Here is a 19,695-nt window from a genome sequence, read left to right on the forward strand (position 1 = left end):
GAACTTTAAACAAAAAAAATTATGACTCCATATCAATGGTTTGTATTTTTCCTAATTATTCAGGTAGTTCACTTTTTAGGAACTTGGAAACTATACGAAAGCGCGGGAAGAAAACGTTGGGAAGCCGCCATTCCTGTTTATAATGCTATTGTATTAATGAAAATAATAGGCCGCCCTACTTGGTGGACGATTTTACTTTTCATTCCTATTATTAACCTAATTATGTTTCCGGTGATTTGGGTTGAAACACTGAGAAGTTTCGGAAAAAGATCTTCTTTAGATACTTTTTTAGGAATTATTACTTTTGGATTCTACATCTATTATATCAACTATACTCAAAAAGTAGAGTACATAGCTGACAGAAGTTTACACCCTGAAAATAAAACGGCAGATACTGTTAGTTCTTTACTTTTTGCTGTTATCGTGGCTACATTAGTTCATACCTATTTTATCCAACCGTACACCATTCCTACATCATCATTGGAGAAATCGTTGTTAATTGGTGATTTTTTATTTGTGAGTAAAATGAATTATGGAGCCAGAGTTCCTATGACCACTGTAGCATTGCCTATGGTTCATGATTCAATTCCTTTAACCAAAAGGAAATCTTATTTGACTTGGCCACAATTACCCTATTTAAGATTACCGGGAATTCAAAATATTGATCGCACTGATATTGTAGTGTTCAACTGGCCTGTTGATACCGTTTATAAGTTTTTTGACACATCTAAAAGACGCGCTTACAAACCAGTAGATAAAAAATCGAATTATGTAAAAAGATGCGTTGGGATTCCTGGCGATAGCCTGTCTATAAAAGATGGTATTATTTATATTAATGGCAAAATATTACAATTGCCGGAAAGAGCAAAACCACAATTCTCCTATAAAATAACCTTAGACGGAAAAACACCCATCGATTTTGAATATCTGTTTAAAGATATGGATGTGACTGATCCGGCTGGATTTATGGACCAGACTAAAAGGGATACGCTGTTTATGGGTGCTTTGACTGAAGCTGGAGCCAAAAGATTAGAAAATGTACCTGGCATTACTGCTGTGACCAGAGAGATTTCAAAAGAATCTGATAACGGCATATTCCCTCATATTAACAAATGGAACCGCGATAATTACGGTCCGATATACATTCCGGAAAAAGGAAAAACAGTCGCTTTAACAACAGAATCATTACCATTTTACAAAGCTATAATTACTGATTATGAGACGAATAAAAATGGAGAGAAGAATGACCTTAAGGTAACAGGAAACGAAATCAGGCTAAATGGTCAGGTTGTTGACAAATATACTTTTCAGCAAAATTATTATTGGATGATGGGAGACAATCGCCATAACTCCGAAGACAGCCGTTATTGGGGTTATGTTCCTGAAGATCATATCGTAGGAAAACCTATCTTTATATGGTTGAGTATCGACCCAAATGGTAAAGGTTTAAATAAAATACGTTGGGACAGAGTTTTTACAACTGTTAGTGGTGAAGGACAGCCACAATCCTATTTTAAACTTTTTCTACTTGCTTTAGTAGCCTTCTTCGTTGGAGAATATTTCTGGAAAAAAAGGAAAGAGAAAAAAGGTTAATTCGGTTATTCGTTAATTTGGTTATTTGATCGCATAGACTGAAACAATATCTTAGTCATTAGATAAATATGAAATTTGAGTTTCAAATAACTTAGCAATTTACTTAACAAATGATCAAATAAAATGTACACTTATTCATTTGAGAAACTAGAGGTTTGGAATGAAGCAAAAGAATTTGCTAAATCAATTTATATATTGACTTCAACTTTTCCTGATTCAGAAAAATTTGGATTAATTTCACAATTAAGAAGAGCATCAGTTTCTATATGTTCAAATATTGCCGAAGGTTCTGCAAGAAATTCATACAAAGACAAGGCACATTTCACAACAATGGCATTTAGTTCAGCAATTGAAGTCTTAAATCAATTGATATTATCTTTTGAGTTAAATATTATTAACGAAGATGATTATTTAAAATTAAGGCAAGATATCGAAAGTATAACAAACAAATTAAATGGTCTTCGAAATTATCAAATAGACAAATCAACGGAAAAAACCAAATAACCAAATTAACGAATAACCAAATGGACATTCTACTCCATCCCACCTATTTCCCATCGATTAGCCATTTTGCAGCAATGGCTCAGGCTGAAAGTATTACGTTTGAAATTGAAGATAATTTCCAAAAACAAACCAATCGAAATCGCACTTATATTTATAGTCCAAATGGAATTCAGTTATTGAATATCCCTGTAAAACATTCGAAAGAAAGTCATCAAAAGACAAAAGATATCAAAATAGAAACTGATTTTGACTGGCAAAAACAACATTTCAAATCACTGGAAGCGGCATACAGAAGCTCTCCCTTTTTTGAATTTTTCGAAGATGATTTACGTCCAATATTCGAAAAAAAACACACCTTCCTTTTAGATTTAAATTTTGAATCTTTAGCTGTTCTAACTAAGTGTTTGCGAATGAAATTAGAATTTGACACCACAACGGAGTATTTTCATGAAGTGAATACAAATACCATAAAAGACTTTAGATTTTTGGTAGATGGAAAAAAAGACAGTTCTTTATTTGAGAGCTACACCCAGGTTTTTGATGATAAACATGGATTTATCAACAATCTAAGTATTCTGGATTTATTATTTAATGAAGGAAAATATGCAATGGACTATTTGAAGAAACAGAAAATAGAATGAGACTGAAAACAATTTTATATCTTTGTTTAAATGAAAACCAAATACACCATATCTCAATTATCTCCTCATATTTTTTGGGATGTTAATACAATGTCTTTGGATTTTGAAAAATCAAAAGAACAAATCATCTATAAGGTACTCGAATTTGGCGTTATGAACGATTGGAACATCATCAAAAAAGTTTACGGTTTAGAAGTAATAAAAAATATTTCTCTTCAATTCAGAAGCTTGGATGTTGTTACACTTTCTTTTTTAGCCAACCTATTTCAAATAGAAAAATCCAATTTCAGATGTTACAAACTCAAACAATCGAACCAAAACTCCTGGAATTATTAAACAAGATAATGACTTCGGAAATATTTGAAGGATTTAATCTCGTTGGAGGAACTTCGTTAGCATTACAAATTGGACATCGCTTTTCGGTAGATATCGATATGTTTGGGAATTCCGAAATAAACGAAGTCGAATTCACTGAAGAACTATCTAATTTCGGAAAAGTTATTACTCTAAAAAAAAGCAAAAGTATCATTATTTTCTCCGTAGATGGCATTAAAGTTGATTTTGTAAATTATAAATATCCTTTGATCGAAAGCCCAAATAGTATTAAAAACATAAGAATGGTTTCAGACAAGGATGTTGCGGCTATGAAACTCAATGCTATTGCAGGAAGGGGAAGCCGGAAGGACTTCATTGATTTGTATTTTCTTCTAAAAAAATACTCCCTAAAAGAACTGTTTTCATTTTACAATAAAAAATATGCAGATGGTTCTGAATTTATGGTTTTAAAAAGTTTAACTTATTTCGACGATGCTGAAAATGAAGAAATGCCAATTATGTTTGAAGAGGTTGATTGGAATGAAATAAAAAACACAATAGTAAAAGCAGAACATAACTTAGTTTAAATTTCTAGAAAATTTACACCCAATTTTTTGATGACAAATATGGTTTCATCAAATAATTTAAGCATTCTGGATTTATTATTTAATGAAGGGAAATATACAATGGATTATTTGAAGAAACAAAAACTTATAATAAAATAGATTCCAAAGTTTTATTCGAAAGACAATCTGGCCATTATAGGAAAATGATCGGAATTTATAAATTCCGGGAAACTTTCAAATTTCTTGACTTTCATTTTTTCGTCAGCAAATATATAATCGATACGGGCAGGATAGTATCTAAATTTATAAGTGGCGCCAAAACCTTTTCCAGCTTCTTCAAAACTGTCTTTCAGCTTTCCTTTAATACTGCGGTAAACATAAGAAAAAGCACTATTATTCATGTCTCCACAAATTATAATAGGATATTTACAATCCTTTTTATGCTCCATAAAAATCTCGGCTTGCTCTTGTTGTTGTTTAAAAGCAATACTAATTCTTTTAAACATCATTTGAGATTTATCCTGATTAATTGCTTCAATATTCTCATCAATTTCATTAACATCAGGAGATATTTTTAAGGATTGTAAATGCATATTATAAACCCTGATAACATCTTTTCCTTTTTTAATATCTGCAAAAACAACATTATTAGTGGAGTTAGGAAAAATAATATTTCCTTGGTCAATAATGGGGAATTTAGAAAAAATAGCCTGCCCACTTTTAATATTGTTTCCATCTGTAAAAATATACCGATGCGGATATACTTTCAGATCAATGTTGGCTGAAGAAGAATATTCCTGAATGCACAATATATCTGGATTTTTATCATTTATAAAGGTTAGAATCTCAGAAGGGACATCGTCCCTATCAATCCATTTGAACACATTGAATAGGTGAACATTGTAGCTCATTATAGTAAAATCATTCTCTGCTTTGGGCAATTCGACTGAAGAAAATTTATAGAATTTATTTATAAAAGTAATTCCTATCAAAAGTACCAGACCGGAAACAATCATTCGTTTTTTGAATTGAATTGCCCAATACGCAAAAAACAACCCATTTATAATAAAAAAAAGAGGCATAAAAAGCGTCAACACCGACAAAAGAGGAAAGGATTTTGGCGCTAAAAAAGGCAAAACGTAGGCAATGAAAGTCATTACAGCGAGTGCTATATTTAATACAAACATTACTTTATTGAACCATGAAAGGTTTTTCATTTTTTCATTTTTTTCTGCAGACTGAAAACGGAACACTGCTAACTTACTTACCCGCTTTGAACAAAAATTCTTTTTCTTCTTTTGTCAAACTATCATAACCCGACTGACTAATTTTATCTAAAATTTCATCAATCTGTTGCTGTGCTTTGTCCTTTGTAATTATTCTTGAACTACTTTTCTCAACTGGTTTACTATAATTTTTATGAACCCTTTTGAATGGCGTTGATGCACTTTTTTTGAACAAATTTGTGAAAAAATCAAAAACACGTGATACTATTTTACTCAAATCAATTCCATTTTTAAGCAATTTAATAAAAATAAAACCAAAAAACGCACCGGAAAGATGAGAAATATGTCCGCCAGTATTTCCTAATCTAAATTGCATTAAATCAATTAAAATAATCACAAAAGTGATATGCCACAGTTTTACATTCCCAATTAACAACAATCGTAAATTCATCAATGGATGATAGGTTGTTGTGGCTACTAAAACAGCCATAATTGCTGCAGAAGCACCAACAATGGAAGAACTTAAACTCAAAAAATAATAACCGGCGACAAAAGCTATTCCGGCAAATATAGCGCTCAATACATACAACCCTAAATATTGCTTCGGTGTAAAAAAGGTCAAAAACAAAGTGCTTGAAAAGTTTAAAACCACCATATTAAATAACAAATGCCAAAATCCATCGTGAAAAAAGGCATAAGTTAGAAAAGTCCAAGGTTTCACAATAAAATTAGAAGGTTCCGAAGAAAGGGCAATCCAGGTTGGAAAATCAAATGCGCCAACCTTAAATTGGTAGAAAAACAATAATGAAACCAAAAAGCAAACCACGTTCCAGAAAATTAGCTTAATTGCTATTCCTCCCATCTTGTATTGTAATTTCAGGTCATCAATAATATTCATAATTTAATTAGGATTTAATATCAGATGTTTTAGCCATAATACTGAAGACTACTACTAGAAACAGATTACTTTTTTTAATTCCAACGGTTTTTATTAAACTGATTTTTCTTCCAGTACCACATAATTATAAAACCAAATAAAGCGCCTCCTACATGGGCAAAATGTGCTATTCCGCCACCGCCTCCAAAAATTGATTGACCGGATACTCCTAAATACAAATCTACTAAAACTAACCCTGGTACAAAATATTTTGCTTTTATTGGAACAGGAATAAACATCAAAGCCAATTCAGCATTAGGAAACATAAAAGCAAAAGCAACAATTACACCATATATAGCTCCTGAAGCTCCAACTACAGTTCCAAAATAAGCACTTACGAAATTTTGAAAACTAGGACTGTTTAAAAGCGGTACAATCTGATCATTGCCTTTTCCATTTAAAACAGCTAAAATTTCCGTTTTAGAAAATCCCTGTTCTATCAAAATATTTACTCCATCCTGAAAATAATAATAGTTAATCCCTGTATGGAGCAATGCTGCACCTAAACCACAGGAAATATAAAAAAACAGAAATTTTTTGCTCCCCCAAATGCTTTCCAATGCAGAACCAAAAGAGTATAAGGCAAACATATTGAAGAAAATATGCATAAATCCACCATGCATAAACATGTGTGAAATAGGCTGCCAAACCTGGAAATTTGGATTTTCAGGAAAATACATGGAAAGCATTTTATAGGCTGGATCTCCTAATGCAAGCGTTCCAACAAAAAATAATATATTTATAATGATTAATTGCTTAACCGTCTCCGTTACGTTTCTCATAGTGCAAATTTTTTATCTAAATCTTCCACACGCATCGTGATGAAAGTGGGTTTATGAAATGGAGAAACATTGGGATCTTTACAGGCAAAAAGCCCGTTTACCAAGTTCTCCTGTTCTTTTTCTGTAAGGTGCGTTCCCGTTTTTACAGCCAAACTTTTCGCCATAGATTTGGCAATTGTATCGTTCTGGCTAAAACTGCTTTCTGGAATTCCATCCTGCAAATCGCTTAACAATTGTTCTAAAACCAGTGAAACTTCACTCTCTGTCACATTCACTGGAATTCCCGAAATGACGATATGATCTATGTTATTTTCTTCGAAAACAAATCCAGTATTCCTTAATGACAATTGTAATTCAGCGATGAGATCCATCTCGCTTGTCGAAAAGAACAAATTCAATGGAAATAATAACTGCTGGCTTGAAGCTTGATTAACCGTCATATTTACCAAAAACTGCTCATACAAAACGCGTTGATGTGCCCGCTGCTGATCCACAATAACCATTCCTGATTTGATGGAGGAAACAATGTATTTTTTATGAATTTGATAGGTTTTATGAACCGCATGCTCCACTTCTTCGTCATTGAATAAAGACGAAGTTACTTCTTCGTTTTCAAAAGTAATATGCCCAATTTCATCTGTATCCTGTTTTAAGCCCACGTACAAACTTTCCCAATTTGCCGTTGGTTCAGGCTTCTTGTAATTTGAAAAATGTTTGTTGGGTTTATCATCAGAGAACGGATTGAAGTTTCCATCAACCTGAATCGTAGGTGTTGCCCCTTCTAAATCTTTGTAATGATATGGCGTGTCTAAATTAGAATCCCTATCAAAATCCAAAACGGGAGCTACATTAAACTGACCTAAACTATGTTTTATGGAAGCTCTTAAAATAGCATATAACGCATGTTCATCGTCAAACTTGATCTCCGTTTTAGTAGGATGAATATTGATATCAATTGTATTGGGAGGCACAGATAAATATAAAAAATAACTGGGTTGTGCACCGTCTTTCAAAATCCCGTCATAAGCAGCCATAACCGCATGGTGCAAATAACCGCTTTTTATAAAACGGTCGTTCACGAAGAAAAATTGTTCGCCACGATTTTTTTTGGCAAATTCAGGTTTACTTACAAATCCTTGAATAATCACTATTTCGGTTTCTTCCTGAACCGGTACTAATTTCTCATTGGTTTTACCCGAAAAAATAGTAACAATTCGTTGTCGTAAAGTGGAAGGCGGCAAATTGAACATTTCACCGCCGTTGTGATAAAACGTAAAATGAATTTTTGGGTGAGCCAAAGCCACACGTTGAAACTCATCAATAATGTGGCGGTATTCCACCGTATCCGACTTCAAGAAATTGCGCCGTGCAGGAATATTAAAGAATAAGTTTTTGACTGCAAATGAAGTGCCTTTGGGCAAAACAGCAACATCTTGAGATATAAATTTACTGCCTTCAATGATGATGTGCGTTCCAAGTTCTTCTTGATCTTGCTTGGTTTTCATTTCTACATGGGCAATAGCCGCAATAGATGCCAATGCTTCTCCACGAAAACCTTTGGTATGCAAAGAAAATAAATCTTCGGCCTGACGAATTTTGGAAGTGGCATGACGTTCAAAACACAAACGTGCATCAGTCACACTCATACCTAAGCCATTGTCAACAACTTGAACCAATGCCTTCCCTGCATCTTTAATAATTAATTTTATATCCGTTGCTCTGGCATCTACGGCATTTTCGAGCAATTCTTTGACCACAGAAGCGGGTCTTTGAACAACTTCTCCAGCGGCAATTTGATTGGCAACGTGATCAGGAAGTAATTGAATAATACTCGACATTAAAAAATTTAGGTTTAAAGTTTATGTTTTTAGATTTTCAGAACCAAGAAGTACAAATTTAATGAAATTCTATTGGGAATGGTAGCTTATTTAATCATAAAAAAAACAAAAAACCTATACTATTCATGAAACAGTATAGGCTTTAATAATTAGTATTTTTATTATTTATTCCTTTAACTCTAAAGGCGATCCTTCTTCTATTTGGATAGCCCCTGCAGACAATAAATGTTGATTATCTATTTGATGGGATAACGAAGCTTGTTGACGAATATAGGCCATTTTTATAGCCGCAATAGCGGCTTCAGTACCTTTGTTACCGTGAATTCCTCCACTTCTATCAATGGATTGTTGCATGGTATTATCAGTCAAAACACAAAAAATAACCGGAATGTCCGTTTGTACATTCAAATCTTTAATTCCTTGAGTTACTCCTTCACACACAAAATCAAAATGCTTGGTTTGCCCCTGAATTACACATCCAATAGCAATAACAGCATCAACATTCTGCGTTTGCAACATTTTCTTTGATCCATATATAAGCTCAAAGCTTCCAGGGACATTCCAGCGAATAATATGCTGGGATGGAACTTGGTTTTCCAAAAGGGCTTCTATAGCACCTTTATAAAGTCCTTCAGTTATAGAATCATTCCATTCTGAAACAACAATCCCAAAGCGAAAATCTTTCGCATTTGGGACTGAATTTTTATCGTAGTCGGATAAATTTTTATTTACGGTAGCCATTTTTTTTAGTTTTTAGTGTACAGTTTTCCGTTTTCAGTGTGCAGAATAAACTGCTTACTTCAAACTGATAACTGAATACTTATTTATTATTGTGCTAATCCTATCAAAACGTCAATTGAAGCCGCTTCTGGAGTTGCATCAAAATTATCTTTAATATCTGTGAAATATTTTAAGGCGTCTTCTTTATTTCCTAATCCTAAAGCAGTTTTTCCAGCTTTTAGCAAGAAACGTGGTGTTGTAAAATCATTTTTATTTGACTCAGCAGCTTTTACGTAATTTTCCAAAGCTTCTTTCGGTTGATTTTTTTGAGAATAGGCATCTCCTATTGCTCCTTTTGCCAAAGCACCCAAAACAATATCTTCAGACTTGAATTTACCTAAATACTCAATCGCTTCAGTGTATTTTCCTGTATTCAAATAAGCAATACCTGCATAATAATTAGCTAAATTTCCTGCATCTGTTCCAGAATATTCATCAGCAATTTTTAAAAATCCGAATTTCCCTTCTGAACCATTCAAAGACAACTTATATAATGAATCACTCGCCACTCCATCGGTAGCTTTTTGAAAATTTTGTTGAGCAACAAACATTTCATTTGCAGCCTCGTCTTGTTGTGGAGCAGCAATAAATTTTTGGTAGGCTAAATAACCAACAGTTAATATCGCAACACCTGCAACTAATCCAATAATGATTTTTTGATTTCTGGCTACCCAATTCTCCGTTAACGAAGCTGTTTCATCTAATTTAGAAAAAACACCTGCAGTTGTGCTATCTTTTTCGTCAACCTTTACCTCTTCAACTGTATCTTTTACTTCTTTTTCTTTTGGTGCTTTATATCCTCTTTTACTGTAAGTAGCCATTTAATTTTAATTTAGTGAGTCGCAAAAATAAAATTTTTATTCAAACCGACATAAAAAATATGCTTTTATATTTAAAAAAAATATCCTAAGAGGTTCTTTCTTTCCAAAGACAAAATAATTACCATAGAAAAAATGGAAAAGCCATTTTTATCGATATTTTTCAATAATTTGCACCCACTTTGAAAAACCCGTTCAAAAACATCAAAGTTCTCAATACCAGCAAGCCTTACCCATGTATTTAAAAAAGATTTCATTATTCAATTATAAGAATTTTTCGGAAGCAAATTTCGATTTTGACAGCAAAATAAATTGTTTTGTAGGTAAAAATGGTATTGGAAAGACTAATGTGCTGGATGCGATCTACCATTTGTCTTATGGAAAAAGCTATTTCAACCCATTAGCCGTTCAGAATATAAAACACGGAGAAGAGTTCTTTGTAATTGATGCTGAATTTGAAAAAAACGAAAGAAATGAACAAATCCTTTGCAGTTTAAAGAAAGGCCAAAAAAAAATATTGAAACGCAACGGGAAAGCGTACGATAAATTTTCAGATCATATCGGTTTTATTCCTTTGGTTATCATTTCACCAGCCGACAGGGATTTGATTGTAGAAGGCAGCGAAACCAGAAGAAAATTCATGGATAGCGTCATTTCGCAACTGGACTCCCATTATTTGCAACAACTCATTCAATACCAAAAAGTAATGAGCCAGCGTAATGCATTGCTGAAATATTTTGCACTGAACCATGTTTTCGAAAACGATACGCTCTCTATATATAATGAGCAGCTCAACAGTTTTGGGAATTATATTTTCGAAAAAAGAAAACAATTTATCGACCAGTTCATTCCTATTTTCAATGTTCACCATCAAGCTATAACCGGTTCGCAGGAAACCGTTCAACTCGTATATGAAAGTCATTTATTCGAAAAAGATTTGCTGACCCTTTTACAGGAAAACATCAACAAGGATCGCTCTTTACATTATACAAGTGTGGGGATTCATAAAGACGATTTAGCATTTGAAATTGACCAACATCCTATCAAAAAATTTGGCTCTCAGGGTCAACAAAAATCGTTTTTAATCGCTTTAAAATTAGCACAATTTGAATTTCTAAAAAAGCAAAGTGGTGTGAAACCGATTTTACTTTTTGATGACATCTTTGATAAACTGGATGAAAGTCGCGTAGCCAAAATAATCGAAATGGTCAACAGCGATACTTTTGGACAACTTTTTATTTCAGACACACATCCGGAGCGCACGGAAGCCATTGTAAAATCGACACATCAGACGTATAAAATTTTCAACTTATAACTTTTATTTAATAATTTAAAAGGTTCAAAAATTTAAAAATTACCTAATTTAGCCTATTCCAATTTAAAATCACATCAATGAAATTTCATTCTATATTTCTGTTAATCCTATCTTTTATAGTTTTATCCTGTAATGGACAAACTTCAAAAAACGTAAAAACTATTGAAGCCGAAGCTTTTGCAGAAAAAATTGCAGCAACTCCAAATCCACAAATCCTTGATGTACGAACTCCTGAAGAATTTGCATCGGATCATATTGACAATGCAAAAAATGTAAATTGGCTTAGCAATGATTTTGTTACAAATGCCGAAAAATTCGACAAATCAAAACCTGTTTTTGTGTATTGCAAAAGCGGAGGAAGAAGTCAAAAAGCTGCTGAAAAACTAAACGAATTAGGTTTTACAACCATATACCAATTAGAAGGCGGAATATTAAAATGGGATGCTGCGGAACTTTCTAAACCAAGTAATAAAATCATAGGCCTATCAGTTCAGAAATACAACAAACTATTAAACTCAGATAAAAAAGTACTGATTAATTTTTATGCTGAATGGTGTGCACCATGCAAAAAAATGACACCATATATTTTGCAAATGCAAAAAGAATTAGCGGACAAAGTGACCATAATTCGATTAAATGCCGACGAAAATAAAACCCTGCTTTCAGAAATGAAAATCAGTGAACTTCCTACCTTATTATTATATGAAAACAAAGAAGTAAAATGGAAACATTCTGGTTTTATAAGTGAAAACGATTTAAGAAAACAATTACAATAGCTTCAAGATGCTTTCAAAAGATACACTACAATTTCTGGATGATTTACAAGCCAATAACAATAGGGATTGGTTTTTGGAAAATAAAAAACGTTACGAAGCTTTCAAGAAAGACTATCATCAATTAGTTAGTGATTTCCTTGATGCCATGAAACCATTAGACTCATCGCTGGAAATGCTGGAAGTCACTAATTGTACTTTCAGAATCAATCGTGATATCCGATTTTCTAAAGACAAGTCTCCCTATAAATCACATTTGGGCGTTTGGCTTTCTTCTGGTGCCAAAGGTCAGAATCGCTCCGGTTATTACATTCATTTAGAAAAAGGAGCCAGTTTTATTGCCGGTGGATTGTATTGTCCCGAAGCGGAGGATTTGAAAAAAATGCGAAAGGAAATTGCTTATTTCCATGATGATTTAGAAGCAATTCTTGACGAGAAACATTTCAAAAAAGAATTTAACGCCTTTGATCGGAATGAAAAAAATACGCTAAAAAACCCACCACGAGGTTACGAAAAAGAACATCCAGCTATTGAATTTTTAAAATTAAAAAGCTTTGAGTCCTCTCAAAAAATTGATATTTCAGAAGTGACAAAAAAAGATTTTGTTGCTACAATGAGCAAAAAATTAATTGCGCTAAAACCACTAAATGATTTTATAAATCGCGCCTTAACTTCTGAGTAATTTCAATTTATACCGATGAAAAAAAAGAAAATACTTTTTCTTGGAGAATCCTATAGAGCTGATGCCATCACTTGGATGAACGGTCTCAGGGAATTTGGTAATTTTGAAATTATCACTTGGGAATTAAAAACATCCAACAATAATCTTAAAAACCGAATTTTAAGGATTTTCGAATTTGAATTAGCATTTTTTAAAATTAAAAAAATTATCAAATCCCAACAGCCGGATATGGTAATTGCGGAGAGAACCACCAGTTATGGTTTTCTTGCTGCATTATGCGGTGTAAAACCAGTGGCGATTGCACAACAAGGCAGAACCGATTTATGGCCTGAAAAATCCATTCTATTACCTTTAAAAAAACTTATTCAGCACTATGCCTTTCAAAAAGCGGATTTAATTCATGCTTGGGGACCTGTAATGACTATTTCTATGATCAAGGTCAATGTTGATATGAATAAAGTTTTGGTTTTACCAAAGGGAATTGATTTGGAGAAATTCGGGAATAAAAACAATGCCAATCCAGAAAAAATTTGCGCTATCGTAACGCGCTCTTTATTGCCGGAATACCGTCACGATATTATTTTAAAATCCTTTGCCATTTTAAACCAAAAAGGAATGGATTTCGTACTTACCATTATAGGGGACGGAACACAACTTTCTAAATTGAAAGATTTAGCAAAAGATTTAGGCATTGAAAACAAAGTCAACTTTACCGGAAGAATTCCAAATACAGCATTACCTAAACTATTGCAGCAATCTAATATTTACATTAGTATGCCAATAACTGAAGGTGTTTCGGCCTCTTTATTTGAAGCGATGGCTACTAATTGTTATCCGATTGTAACCGATATTGCAGGAAATCAAAGTTGGATTAAACACCGAGAAAATGGACAATTAGTCACCGTTGATGATTTTGAAATGCTCGCAGAAGAATTAATATGGGCATTTGAAAATAGCGAATATCGAAATAATGTCGTTTTGAAAAACAGAACGTTTGTAGAACAAAATGCAGATTACAATATAAACATGAAAATTATTGCCCAAAAATACCACGAATTAATCAACACAAACAGCCCCAACTAACTATGTGTGGAATTAATGGAATCTTGCATTTACAATCACAAAAAAAAGTTGACGAACGCGTTCTTACAAAGATGCGCGATTCGCTGGAACATCGCGGGCCTGATGATAAAGGATTATTCATCGAAAATAATATTGGTTTTGGACACAGAAGACTTTCAATTCTGGATGTTTCCTCAGCAGGACACCAACCTTTTCTGTCGGATGATGGGAGATATGTGCTCGTTTATAATGGTGAAATCTATAATTACAAAGAATTTTATCCTGAATTAAAAAGCAATGGATTTGATATTAGAACAACTTCGGATACCGAAGTTTTGATGAAGTTATTTCAATTGCATGGTTTAAAAATGCTCAACCGCCTCAACGGAATGTTTGCTTTTGCTATTTGGGATAAAATGGAAAAAAAGTTAATTGTTGTTCGGGACAGAATGGGCGTTAAACCTTTATATTATTCTTTTTACAACGAAACTTTTTATTTTGCATCCGAGCAAAAAGCGCTTTTCACGGCTGGAGTTCCTTTAAAAATGGCACAAGACGGACTGGAAGAATACATTTTTAACCGATTTGTAGCCGGTGAAAATACATTGTATCAAAATGTAAAAAAAATATTGCCCGGACATATCATGACCATTCATGAAGATGGAAAAACCACTACCGAAAAATGGTGGAATTTAAAAAAGGAAATTCAAAATCAACCCAAAATTCAAAATCCGGTAGAATGGTTTCGAGAAACTTTTGACGATTCCATAAAATTGCGAATGGTAAGTGACGTTCCTGTTGGTGTATTATTGAGTGGCGGACTGGATTCTTCCTCCATTTTAGCTTCATTACACCACCAAAATTACAAAGACATACAAACTTTTAATATTGGTTTCAAAGAAAAAGAACATAACGAAGCACATTTAGCTAAAATGATGGCTGAGAAATTCGATTATGGTTTTCATACGATGCAATTGGAGGATACAAATCTGTATGATAAATTAATAAGTTCGACTTATTTTCAGGACGAACCAATTATGCATTTGAGTGAACCACATCTTTTGGCAGTTTCACAAATGGCAAAACCATCGGTAAAAGTAGTGCTTTCCGGTGAAGGCGCTGATGAATTAATGGGAGGTTATGTGCGATACAAAGCCTTGCAATATCCATCGTTATTGAATTCCATAGCAACCATTGGTAATTTAGATGTTTTTACAAAAAAACCACGGTACGAAAAGTTAACACGTTACGCACAAATCATTAAAAAATCTGATTTAGTAATATATAACGGCTCTAATATTTATCCCAATGATATTGCGGAAACCTTTGGAATTAATACGCCTCCAAAAAACGAATACAGGAAACAAATTTACAAAGAAGCGAAATCTTTATATCCGAATAATTTACGCCGACAAGCACTTTATTTTGACCAACATACCTATTTATGCTCGCTTCTGGACAGGAATGACCGTTGCACAATGGGCGCATCCATTGAATGTCGGGAACCATTTTTAGATCCAAGATTAATTGTTGGATTAGGTTCATTGGAAGACAAATGGCTATTTGCAGGTAAAAAATGGAAATTCATTCTAAAAAAAGCAATGGAGAAACGTTTGCCAGACGAAATTCTAAAATTCAGGAAAGTAGGATTGAGTGCTCCTTGGGGAGATTACATCACAAAAAGCCCCGCTTTTAAAGAAGAGTTAGAATCTTTTTCTAAAAGTGATTTGTTCCAAATTCCTTATTTTGAACATATAAACATTGAGAAACTCGTTCAGAATTTACAAAAAGGAGACAGTCGAATGACTTCTTACATCATGCCTTTATTTATGATGCATATCTGGATGAAAACGTATGCAACTAAATTTTAATTCTTACTTTTGACCTGGAATTAAAAAATTCAAAAAGCACTTTCTTTTATGGAAATACTACATAATTTCTCTTTAAAAAAATACAATACATTTAGCATTGAAGCCAAAGCAAAACAGTTCGTTGCGGTACATTCGGCAGCCGATTTGAAAACTATTTTACAAGAAAACAAATCCCAGAGAAAATTTATTTTGGGCGGCGGAAGCAATATGCTTTTGACAAAAGATGTTGACGCCCTTGTGATTCATATCGATTTGAAAGGCAAAAAAATTATAGCAGAAAACGATGATTTTGTCTGGGTCGAAAGTCAGGCTGGCGAAAACTGGCATGAATTTGTGCTTTGGACCATCAACCAAAATTTTGGAGGTCTGGAAAACATGTCGTTAATTCCCGGAAATGTGGGAACCACTCCAGTACAAAATATTGGCGCTTATGGCGCTGAGATTAAAGACACTTTTGTTTCCTGTGAAGCGATGACCAGAGAAAATCAGGAAATTAAAACGTTTGCAAAAGAGGAATGTCATTTTGGCTACCGAGAAAGCGTTTTCAAGAACGAAGTAAAAGACCAATATGTGATTACATCCGTTGTTTTTAAATTGACAAAACGCAATCATAAAATCAACACTTCATACGGAGATATCACAACTGAATTAACAAAAAACAGCATCTCCAATCCTACACTAAAAGACGTTAGTAATGCCGTAATTGCTATTCGCCAAAGTAAACTACCAGATCCGGCAACAGTGGGAAACAGCGGCAGTTTCTTTAAAAATCCTATTCTGTTGAAATCGGATTTCGAGAAAATTCATCAGCAATTTCCAGAAATGAAATATTATGACGTTTCTGAAACCGAAGTAAAAGTTCCTGCAGGATGGCTGATTGAGCAAGCAGGTTTCAAGGGAAAACGTTTTGGTGACGCCGGAATCCATAAAAACCAAGCTTTGGTTTTAGTGAATTATGGTAATGCCACCGGACAGGAAATTTTGAATATTTCAAAAAATATCCAAGAAACAATTTTCAAAACTTTCGGCATTACTATTGAAGCAGAAGTGAATATCATTTAGAGAGACGAAACACGTTATGCGATTATACTTTAAAGTAAACAATCACAATGACAGCCTATCACTCCTAACCCTTAACTCATAACTCATTCATGTACACTCCAGATATTTATAAAAACGAAAATCAAGAAGAAATCAGAAAATTTCTGCAAGAGAATAGTTTTGGTATTCTAATCAATCAAACCAATGGGAAATTATGGGCAACTCATATCCCATTAGAATTGGACACTAATAAAGACGGAAAGGAAATTTTACATGGACACATTGCCAAGGAAAATCCACAATGGAAAGGTTTTGCCGATAATGACCAAGTTTTAGCTATTTTTTCCGGACCGCATTCTTATATTTCTTCCTCTTGGTATGATCATGAAAATGTGCCAACATGGAACTATATTGCAGTTCATGTTTACGGGAAAATTAAAATTATCGAAGGCGACGCGGTAATAGAATCCCTAAAAAAATTAGTGGATAAATACGAACAAAATTCTGAAAACCCTATTCGTGTGGAAGATTTGTCAGAAAAAACCATGATGCAAACACGAGGCATTGTAGCATTCGAAATAGAAATTACAGCAATTCAGGCCACGAAAAAAATGTCACAAAACCGAGATGATAAAAACTACCAAAACATCATTTCAGAGTTGGAAAAAACCAACACAAATCAGTCCATCGCTGTAGCAAATGAAATGAAGAAATGCCCCAGATAAATTCTTTCAAAATTCATACTTTATAATTTACAATTCATAATTCTATTCATACCTTTGCACTCTCCCGTCCCGAAGCTTCGGGATTGGGTATTAAAACTCATTAAACTCAGATGCTTATACTAATTCTTTACTTTTTTATTTTTATTGTCGTTGTTCAAATTTCGTATTATCTGGGTGTTTTTGGGAAATTTGCTTTCGTCAAAGCACAGAAAATAATGCCAAAAAGAATCCCGATTTCGGTTATTGTTTGTGCCAAAAACGAAGAAGAAAATGTAGCGAATTTTATCCCGCTACTTGCGGAACAAAACTATCCTGATTTTGAAATTGTCTTGATTGACGATGCTTCAAGTGATAATACTTTGGCTATTTTTGAAGGTTTTGAAAAGCAATACCCAAATGTTCGCTTGGTAAAAGTGGAGAACAACGAAGCCTTTTGGGGAAACAAAAAATACGCACTGACTTTAGGAATAAAAGCGGCTAAAAAAGAGTATTTATTATTCACTGATGCGGATTGTTACCCAACTTCAAAAGATTGGATAATTGCAATGAGTTCTCAATTTACGATGCAAAAAACAATTGTTTTAGGTTATGGAAAATATGAAAAAATTGCTAATTCATTCCTGAATAAAATAATTCGTTTTGAAACTTTACTTACGGCAATTCAATATTTTTCTTGGGCAAAAATAGGACATCCGTATATGGGTGTAGGGAGAAATTTAGCTTATAAAAAAGAAGAATTTTTTAATGTAAATGGTTTCATAGAACACATGCAAATTCGTTCTGGTGATGATGATTTATTTGTAAACCAAGCGGCAAAAGCTAAAAATACAACTATCGCTTACACACCGGAAAGTTTTACACTTTCTAAACCAAAAACTACATACAAAGACTGGTTTACCCAAAAAAGAAGACACGTAGCTACGGCAAATTATTATAAACCTTTCGATAAATTACAACTAGGAGTTTTCTATTGCTCTCAATTGCTATTTATTTTATTGCCTGTTATCTTATTAGCTTTCCAATTTCAATGGATATTAGTTTTGAGTTTAATTATTCTCAGATACCTTGTCGCTTGGATTGTTGTTGGATTTTCTGCAGGAAAATTAAAAGAAAACGATATAAAATTCTGGTTTCCTATCGTTGAGATAGTACTTATATTCACACAAATCAATATCTTTATAACAAATATATTCTCAAAACCGGTACATTGGAAATAAACAAACAAATAGAAAAAGCAAAACAAGGCGATCAGGTTGCCTTTACTTTTCTATTGGATTATTATTGGAATGAAGTATATGGTTTTATGCTGAAACGTACTGAAAACGAAACCAATGCAGAAGATATTACCATCGAAACCTTCTCGAAAGCTTTTGACAAAATAGCCACTTACAACTCCGAATTCCAGTTTAACACTTGGCTTATCGCTATTGCAAAAAATGTTCACATCGATTTATTACGAAAAAAAAAATCGAGCCTTTTTGTGGAAATTACTGAGGAAGAAGACCAACAAGCCTACAACATTGCCGACACTACTCCATCGGCAGAAGATGAATTGATTACGGAACAAAACCTTTCGCAATTACTGCAATTCATAAAAGAATTAAAACCACATTATCAAGAAGTCATCCAATTGCGCTATTTTCAGGAAATGAGTTATCAGGAAATCGCCAACAAAATTGACGAACCGTTGAGCAATGTGAAAATTAAATTGCTTCGCGCCAAAAAACTTCTGGCGGAAATCATTCAGAATAAAAGATAATACGATTATTTATATTGTTTTTTTTATTTTTTCAATTGCCGTTGGTTTTAACCAATGGATTAAAATGAGAAATGAAAATTGGCTTTAGCCGAAATTATAAAACTATTTTGGCTAAAGCCAATTTGCTCTAAAATTTCCTATCCGTTGGTTAAAACCAACGGCAATTCATATCTTGTGGTTATAAATAAAAACGCTCTACAACCCTACCGTGGACACAAATTTTTATACATTAGAATAGAACACAGATTTGACAGATTTGACGGATTGTCACAAATTTTTTTGATTATAACATGAAAAATCCAACATGATTATGACACTTCGGGACACGACTTTTTTAATTAGAAAAGAACTGTCTCGTCCTGAAAAAAGTTTACACTTTTTGTTATTAATCCTGATATAAATTTACATTAATTCTTAATCCTAAAATGGGTTTATTTTTCATTGTAAATTTTATTAACTTTATATTG

Annotated in this window: 20 protein-coding genes and 1 pseudogene; 15 read left to right on the forward strand and 6 right to left on the reverse strand. The window is 33.3% G+C overall.

The window, feature by feature from the left end:
- Positions 1-21 precede the first annotated feature (21 nt).
- The 6 genes and pseudogenes from lepB to ACNO7W_RS15345 form a co-directional block, all read left to right on the forward strand.
- The gene (gene lepB, locus ACNO7W_RS15320) at positions 22-1,593 is read left to right on the forward strand and encodes a signal peptidase I (protein ID WP_417938781.1); all 1,572 of its coding nucleotides are present in this window, start codon (positions 22-24) and stop codon (positions 1,591-1,593) included.
- Positions 1,594-1,716: 123 nt separating this feature from the next.
- Entirely contained in the window at positions 1,717-2,097 is a 381-nt protein-coding gene (locus ACNO7W_RS15325; protein WP_417938782.1) for a four helix bundle protein, read from the forward strand.
- Positions 2,098-2,117: 20 nt separating this feature from the next.
- On the forward strand, positions 2,118-2,738 hold the full coding sequence (locus tag ACNO7W_RS15330; RefSeq protein ID WP_417938783.1) for a WbqC family protein: 621 nt from the start codon (positions 2,118-2,120) through the stop codon (positions 2,736-2,738).
- Positions 2,739-2,768: 30 nt separating this feature from the next.
- Positions 2,769-3,074: a DUF6922 domain-containing protein gene (locus tag ACNO7W_RS15335; protein ID WP_143385874.1), complete on the forward strand. Its 306-nt coding sequence runs from the start codon at positions 2,769-2,771 to the stop codon at positions 3,072-3,074.
- Between the two features lie 8 nt (positions 3,075-3,082).
- The gene (locus tag ACNO7W_RS15340) at positions 3,083-3,640 is read left to right on the forward strand and encodes a nucleotidyl transferase AbiEii/AbiGii toxin family protein (protein ID WP_417938784.1); all 558 of its coding nucleotides are present in this window, start codon (positions 3,083-3,085) and stop codon (positions 3,638-3,640) included.
- A gap of 14 nt (positions 3,641-3,654) precedes the next feature.
- Positions 3,655-3,778, forward strand: a pseudogene (locus ACNO7W_RS15345) (WbqC family protein); the annotation flags it as partial.
- A gap of 11 nt (positions 3,779-3,789) precedes the next feature.
- Here the strand turns inward: ACNO7W_RS15345 and ACNO7W_RS15350 are convergent.
- The 6 genes from ACNO7W_RS15350 to ACNO7W_RS15375 form a co-directional block, all read right to left on the reverse strand.
- Positions 3,790-4,836 carry an endonuclease/exonuclease/phosphatase family protein gene (locus ACNO7W_RS15350; protein ID WP_417938785.1) on the reverse strand — a complete coding sequence of 349 codons (1,047 nt, stop codon included), beginning with the start codon at positions 4,834-4,836 and terminating at the stop codon, positions 3,790-3,792.
- Between the two features lie 43 nt (positions 4,837-4,879).
- Complete coding sequence (locus ACNO7W_RS15355; protein WP_417938786.1) at positions 4,880-5,743, reverse strand: rhomboid family intramembrane serine protease; 864 nt, start codon at positions 5,741-5,743, stop codon at positions 4,880-4,882.
- Between the two features lie 74 nt (positions 5,744-5,817).
- The gene (locus ACNO7W_RS15360) at positions 5,818-6,564 is read right to left on the reverse strand and encodes a rhomboid family intramembrane serine protease (protein ID WP_143385870.1); all 747 of its coding nucleotides are present in this window, start codon (positions 6,562-6,564) and stop codon (positions 5,818-5,820) included.
- Positions 6,561-8,402: a DNA mismatch repair endonuclease MutL gene (mutL, locus tag ACNO7W_RS15365; RefSeq protein WP_417938787.1), complete on the reverse strand. Its 1,842-nt coding sequence runs from the start codon at positions 8,400-8,402 to the stop codon at positions 6,561-6,563. The genes ACNO7W_RS15360 and mutL overlap by 4 nt, the downstream gene beginning before the upstream one ends.
- A gap of 165 nt (positions 8,403-8,567) precedes the next feature.
- Complete coding sequence (gene ribH / locus ACNO7W_RS15370) at positions 8,568-9,143, reverse strand: 6,7-dimethyl-8-ribityllumazine synthase (protein ID WP_143385867.1); 576 nt, start codon at positions 9,141-9,143, stop codon at positions 8,568-8,570.
- An 86-nt stretch (positions 9,144-9,229) separates the two neighbouring features.
- Positions 9,230-10,003, reverse strand: a complete 774-nt coding sequence (locus ACNO7W_RS15375) for a tetratricopeptide repeat protein (protein WP_143385866.1) — start codon at positions 10,001-10,003, stop codon at positions 9,230-9,232.
- 232 nt (positions 10,004-10,235) lie between these two features.
- Between ACNO7W_RS15375 and recF the strand changes: the two genes are divergently transcribed.
- The 9 genes from recF to ACNO7W_RS15420 all read left to right on the forward strand — a co-directional run bounded on the left by recF (position 10,236) and on the right by ACNO7W_RS15420 (position 19,228).
- Positions 10,236-11,315, forward strand: a complete 1,080-nt coding sequence (recF, locus tag ACNO7W_RS15380; RefSeq protein WP_417938788.1) for a DNA replication/repair protein RecF — start codon at positions 10,236-10,238, stop codon at positions 11,313-11,315.
- 77 nt (positions 11,316-11,392) lie between these two features.
- Entirely contained in the window at positions 11,393-12,091 is a 699-nt protein-coding gene (locus tag ACNO7W_RS15385; RefSeq protein ID WP_417938789.1) for a thioredoxin domain-containing protein, read from the forward strand.
- 7 nt (positions 12,092-12,098) lie between these two features.
- Positions 12,099-12,770 (forward strand): DUF2461 domain-containing protein, encoded by a 672-nt coding sequence (locus ACNO7W_RS15390; protein WP_417938790.1) that lies wholly within the window; start codon positions 12,099-12,101, stop codon positions 12,768-12,770.
- A 15-nt stretch (positions 12,771-12,785) separates the two neighbouring features.
- Positions 12,786-13,853, forward strand: coding sequence for a glycosyltransferase (locus ACNO7W_RS15395; protein WP_417938791.1), 1,068 nt, complete (start codon positions 12,786-12,788; stop codon positions 13,851-13,853).
- 2 nt (positions 13,854-13,855) lie between these two features.
- Positions 13,856-15,703, forward strand: a complete 1,848-nt coding sequence (gene asnB, locus ACNO7W_RS15400) for an asparagine synthase (glutamine-hydrolyzing) (protein WP_417938792.1) — start codon at positions 13,856-13,858, stop codon at positions 15,701-15,703.
- Positions 15,704-15,751: 48 nt separating this feature from the next.
- On the forward strand, positions 15,752-16,765 hold the full coding sequence (murB, locus tag ACNO7W_RS15405; RefSeq protein ID WP_417938793.1) for a UDP-N-acetylmuramate dehydrogenase: 1,014 nt from the start codon (positions 15,752-15,754) through the stop codon (positions 16,763-16,765).
- An 89-nt stretch (positions 16,766-16,854) separates the two neighbouring features.
- Positions 16,855-17,469 (forward strand): FMN-binding negative transcriptional regulator, encoded by a 615-nt coding sequence (locus ACNO7W_RS15410; protein WP_417938794.1) that lies wholly within the window; start codon positions 16,855-16,857, stop codon positions 17,467-17,469.
- 110 nt (positions 17,470-17,579) lie between these two features.
- Positions 17,580-18,686, forward strand: coding sequence for a glycosyltransferase (locus ACNO7W_RS15415; protein WP_417938795.1), 1,107 nt, complete (start codon positions 17,580-17,582; stop codon positions 18,684-18,686).
- Positions 18,677-19,228 (forward strand): RNA polymerase sigma factor, encoded by a 552-nt coding sequence (locus ACNO7W_RS15420; protein WP_039110079.1) that lies wholly within the window; start codon positions 18,677-18,679, stop codon positions 19,226-19,228. The genes ACNO7W_RS15415 and ACNO7W_RS15420 overlap by 10 nt, the downstream gene beginning before the upstream one ends.
- The last annotated feature ends 467 nt before the right edge of the window (positions 19,229-19,695 follow it).

Source organism: Flavobacterium sp. ZB4R12, assembly GCF_048276375.1.
Lineage (GTDB): Bacteria > Bacteroidota > Bacteroidia > Flavobacteriales > Flavobacteriaceae > Flavobacterium > Flavobacterium gawalongense.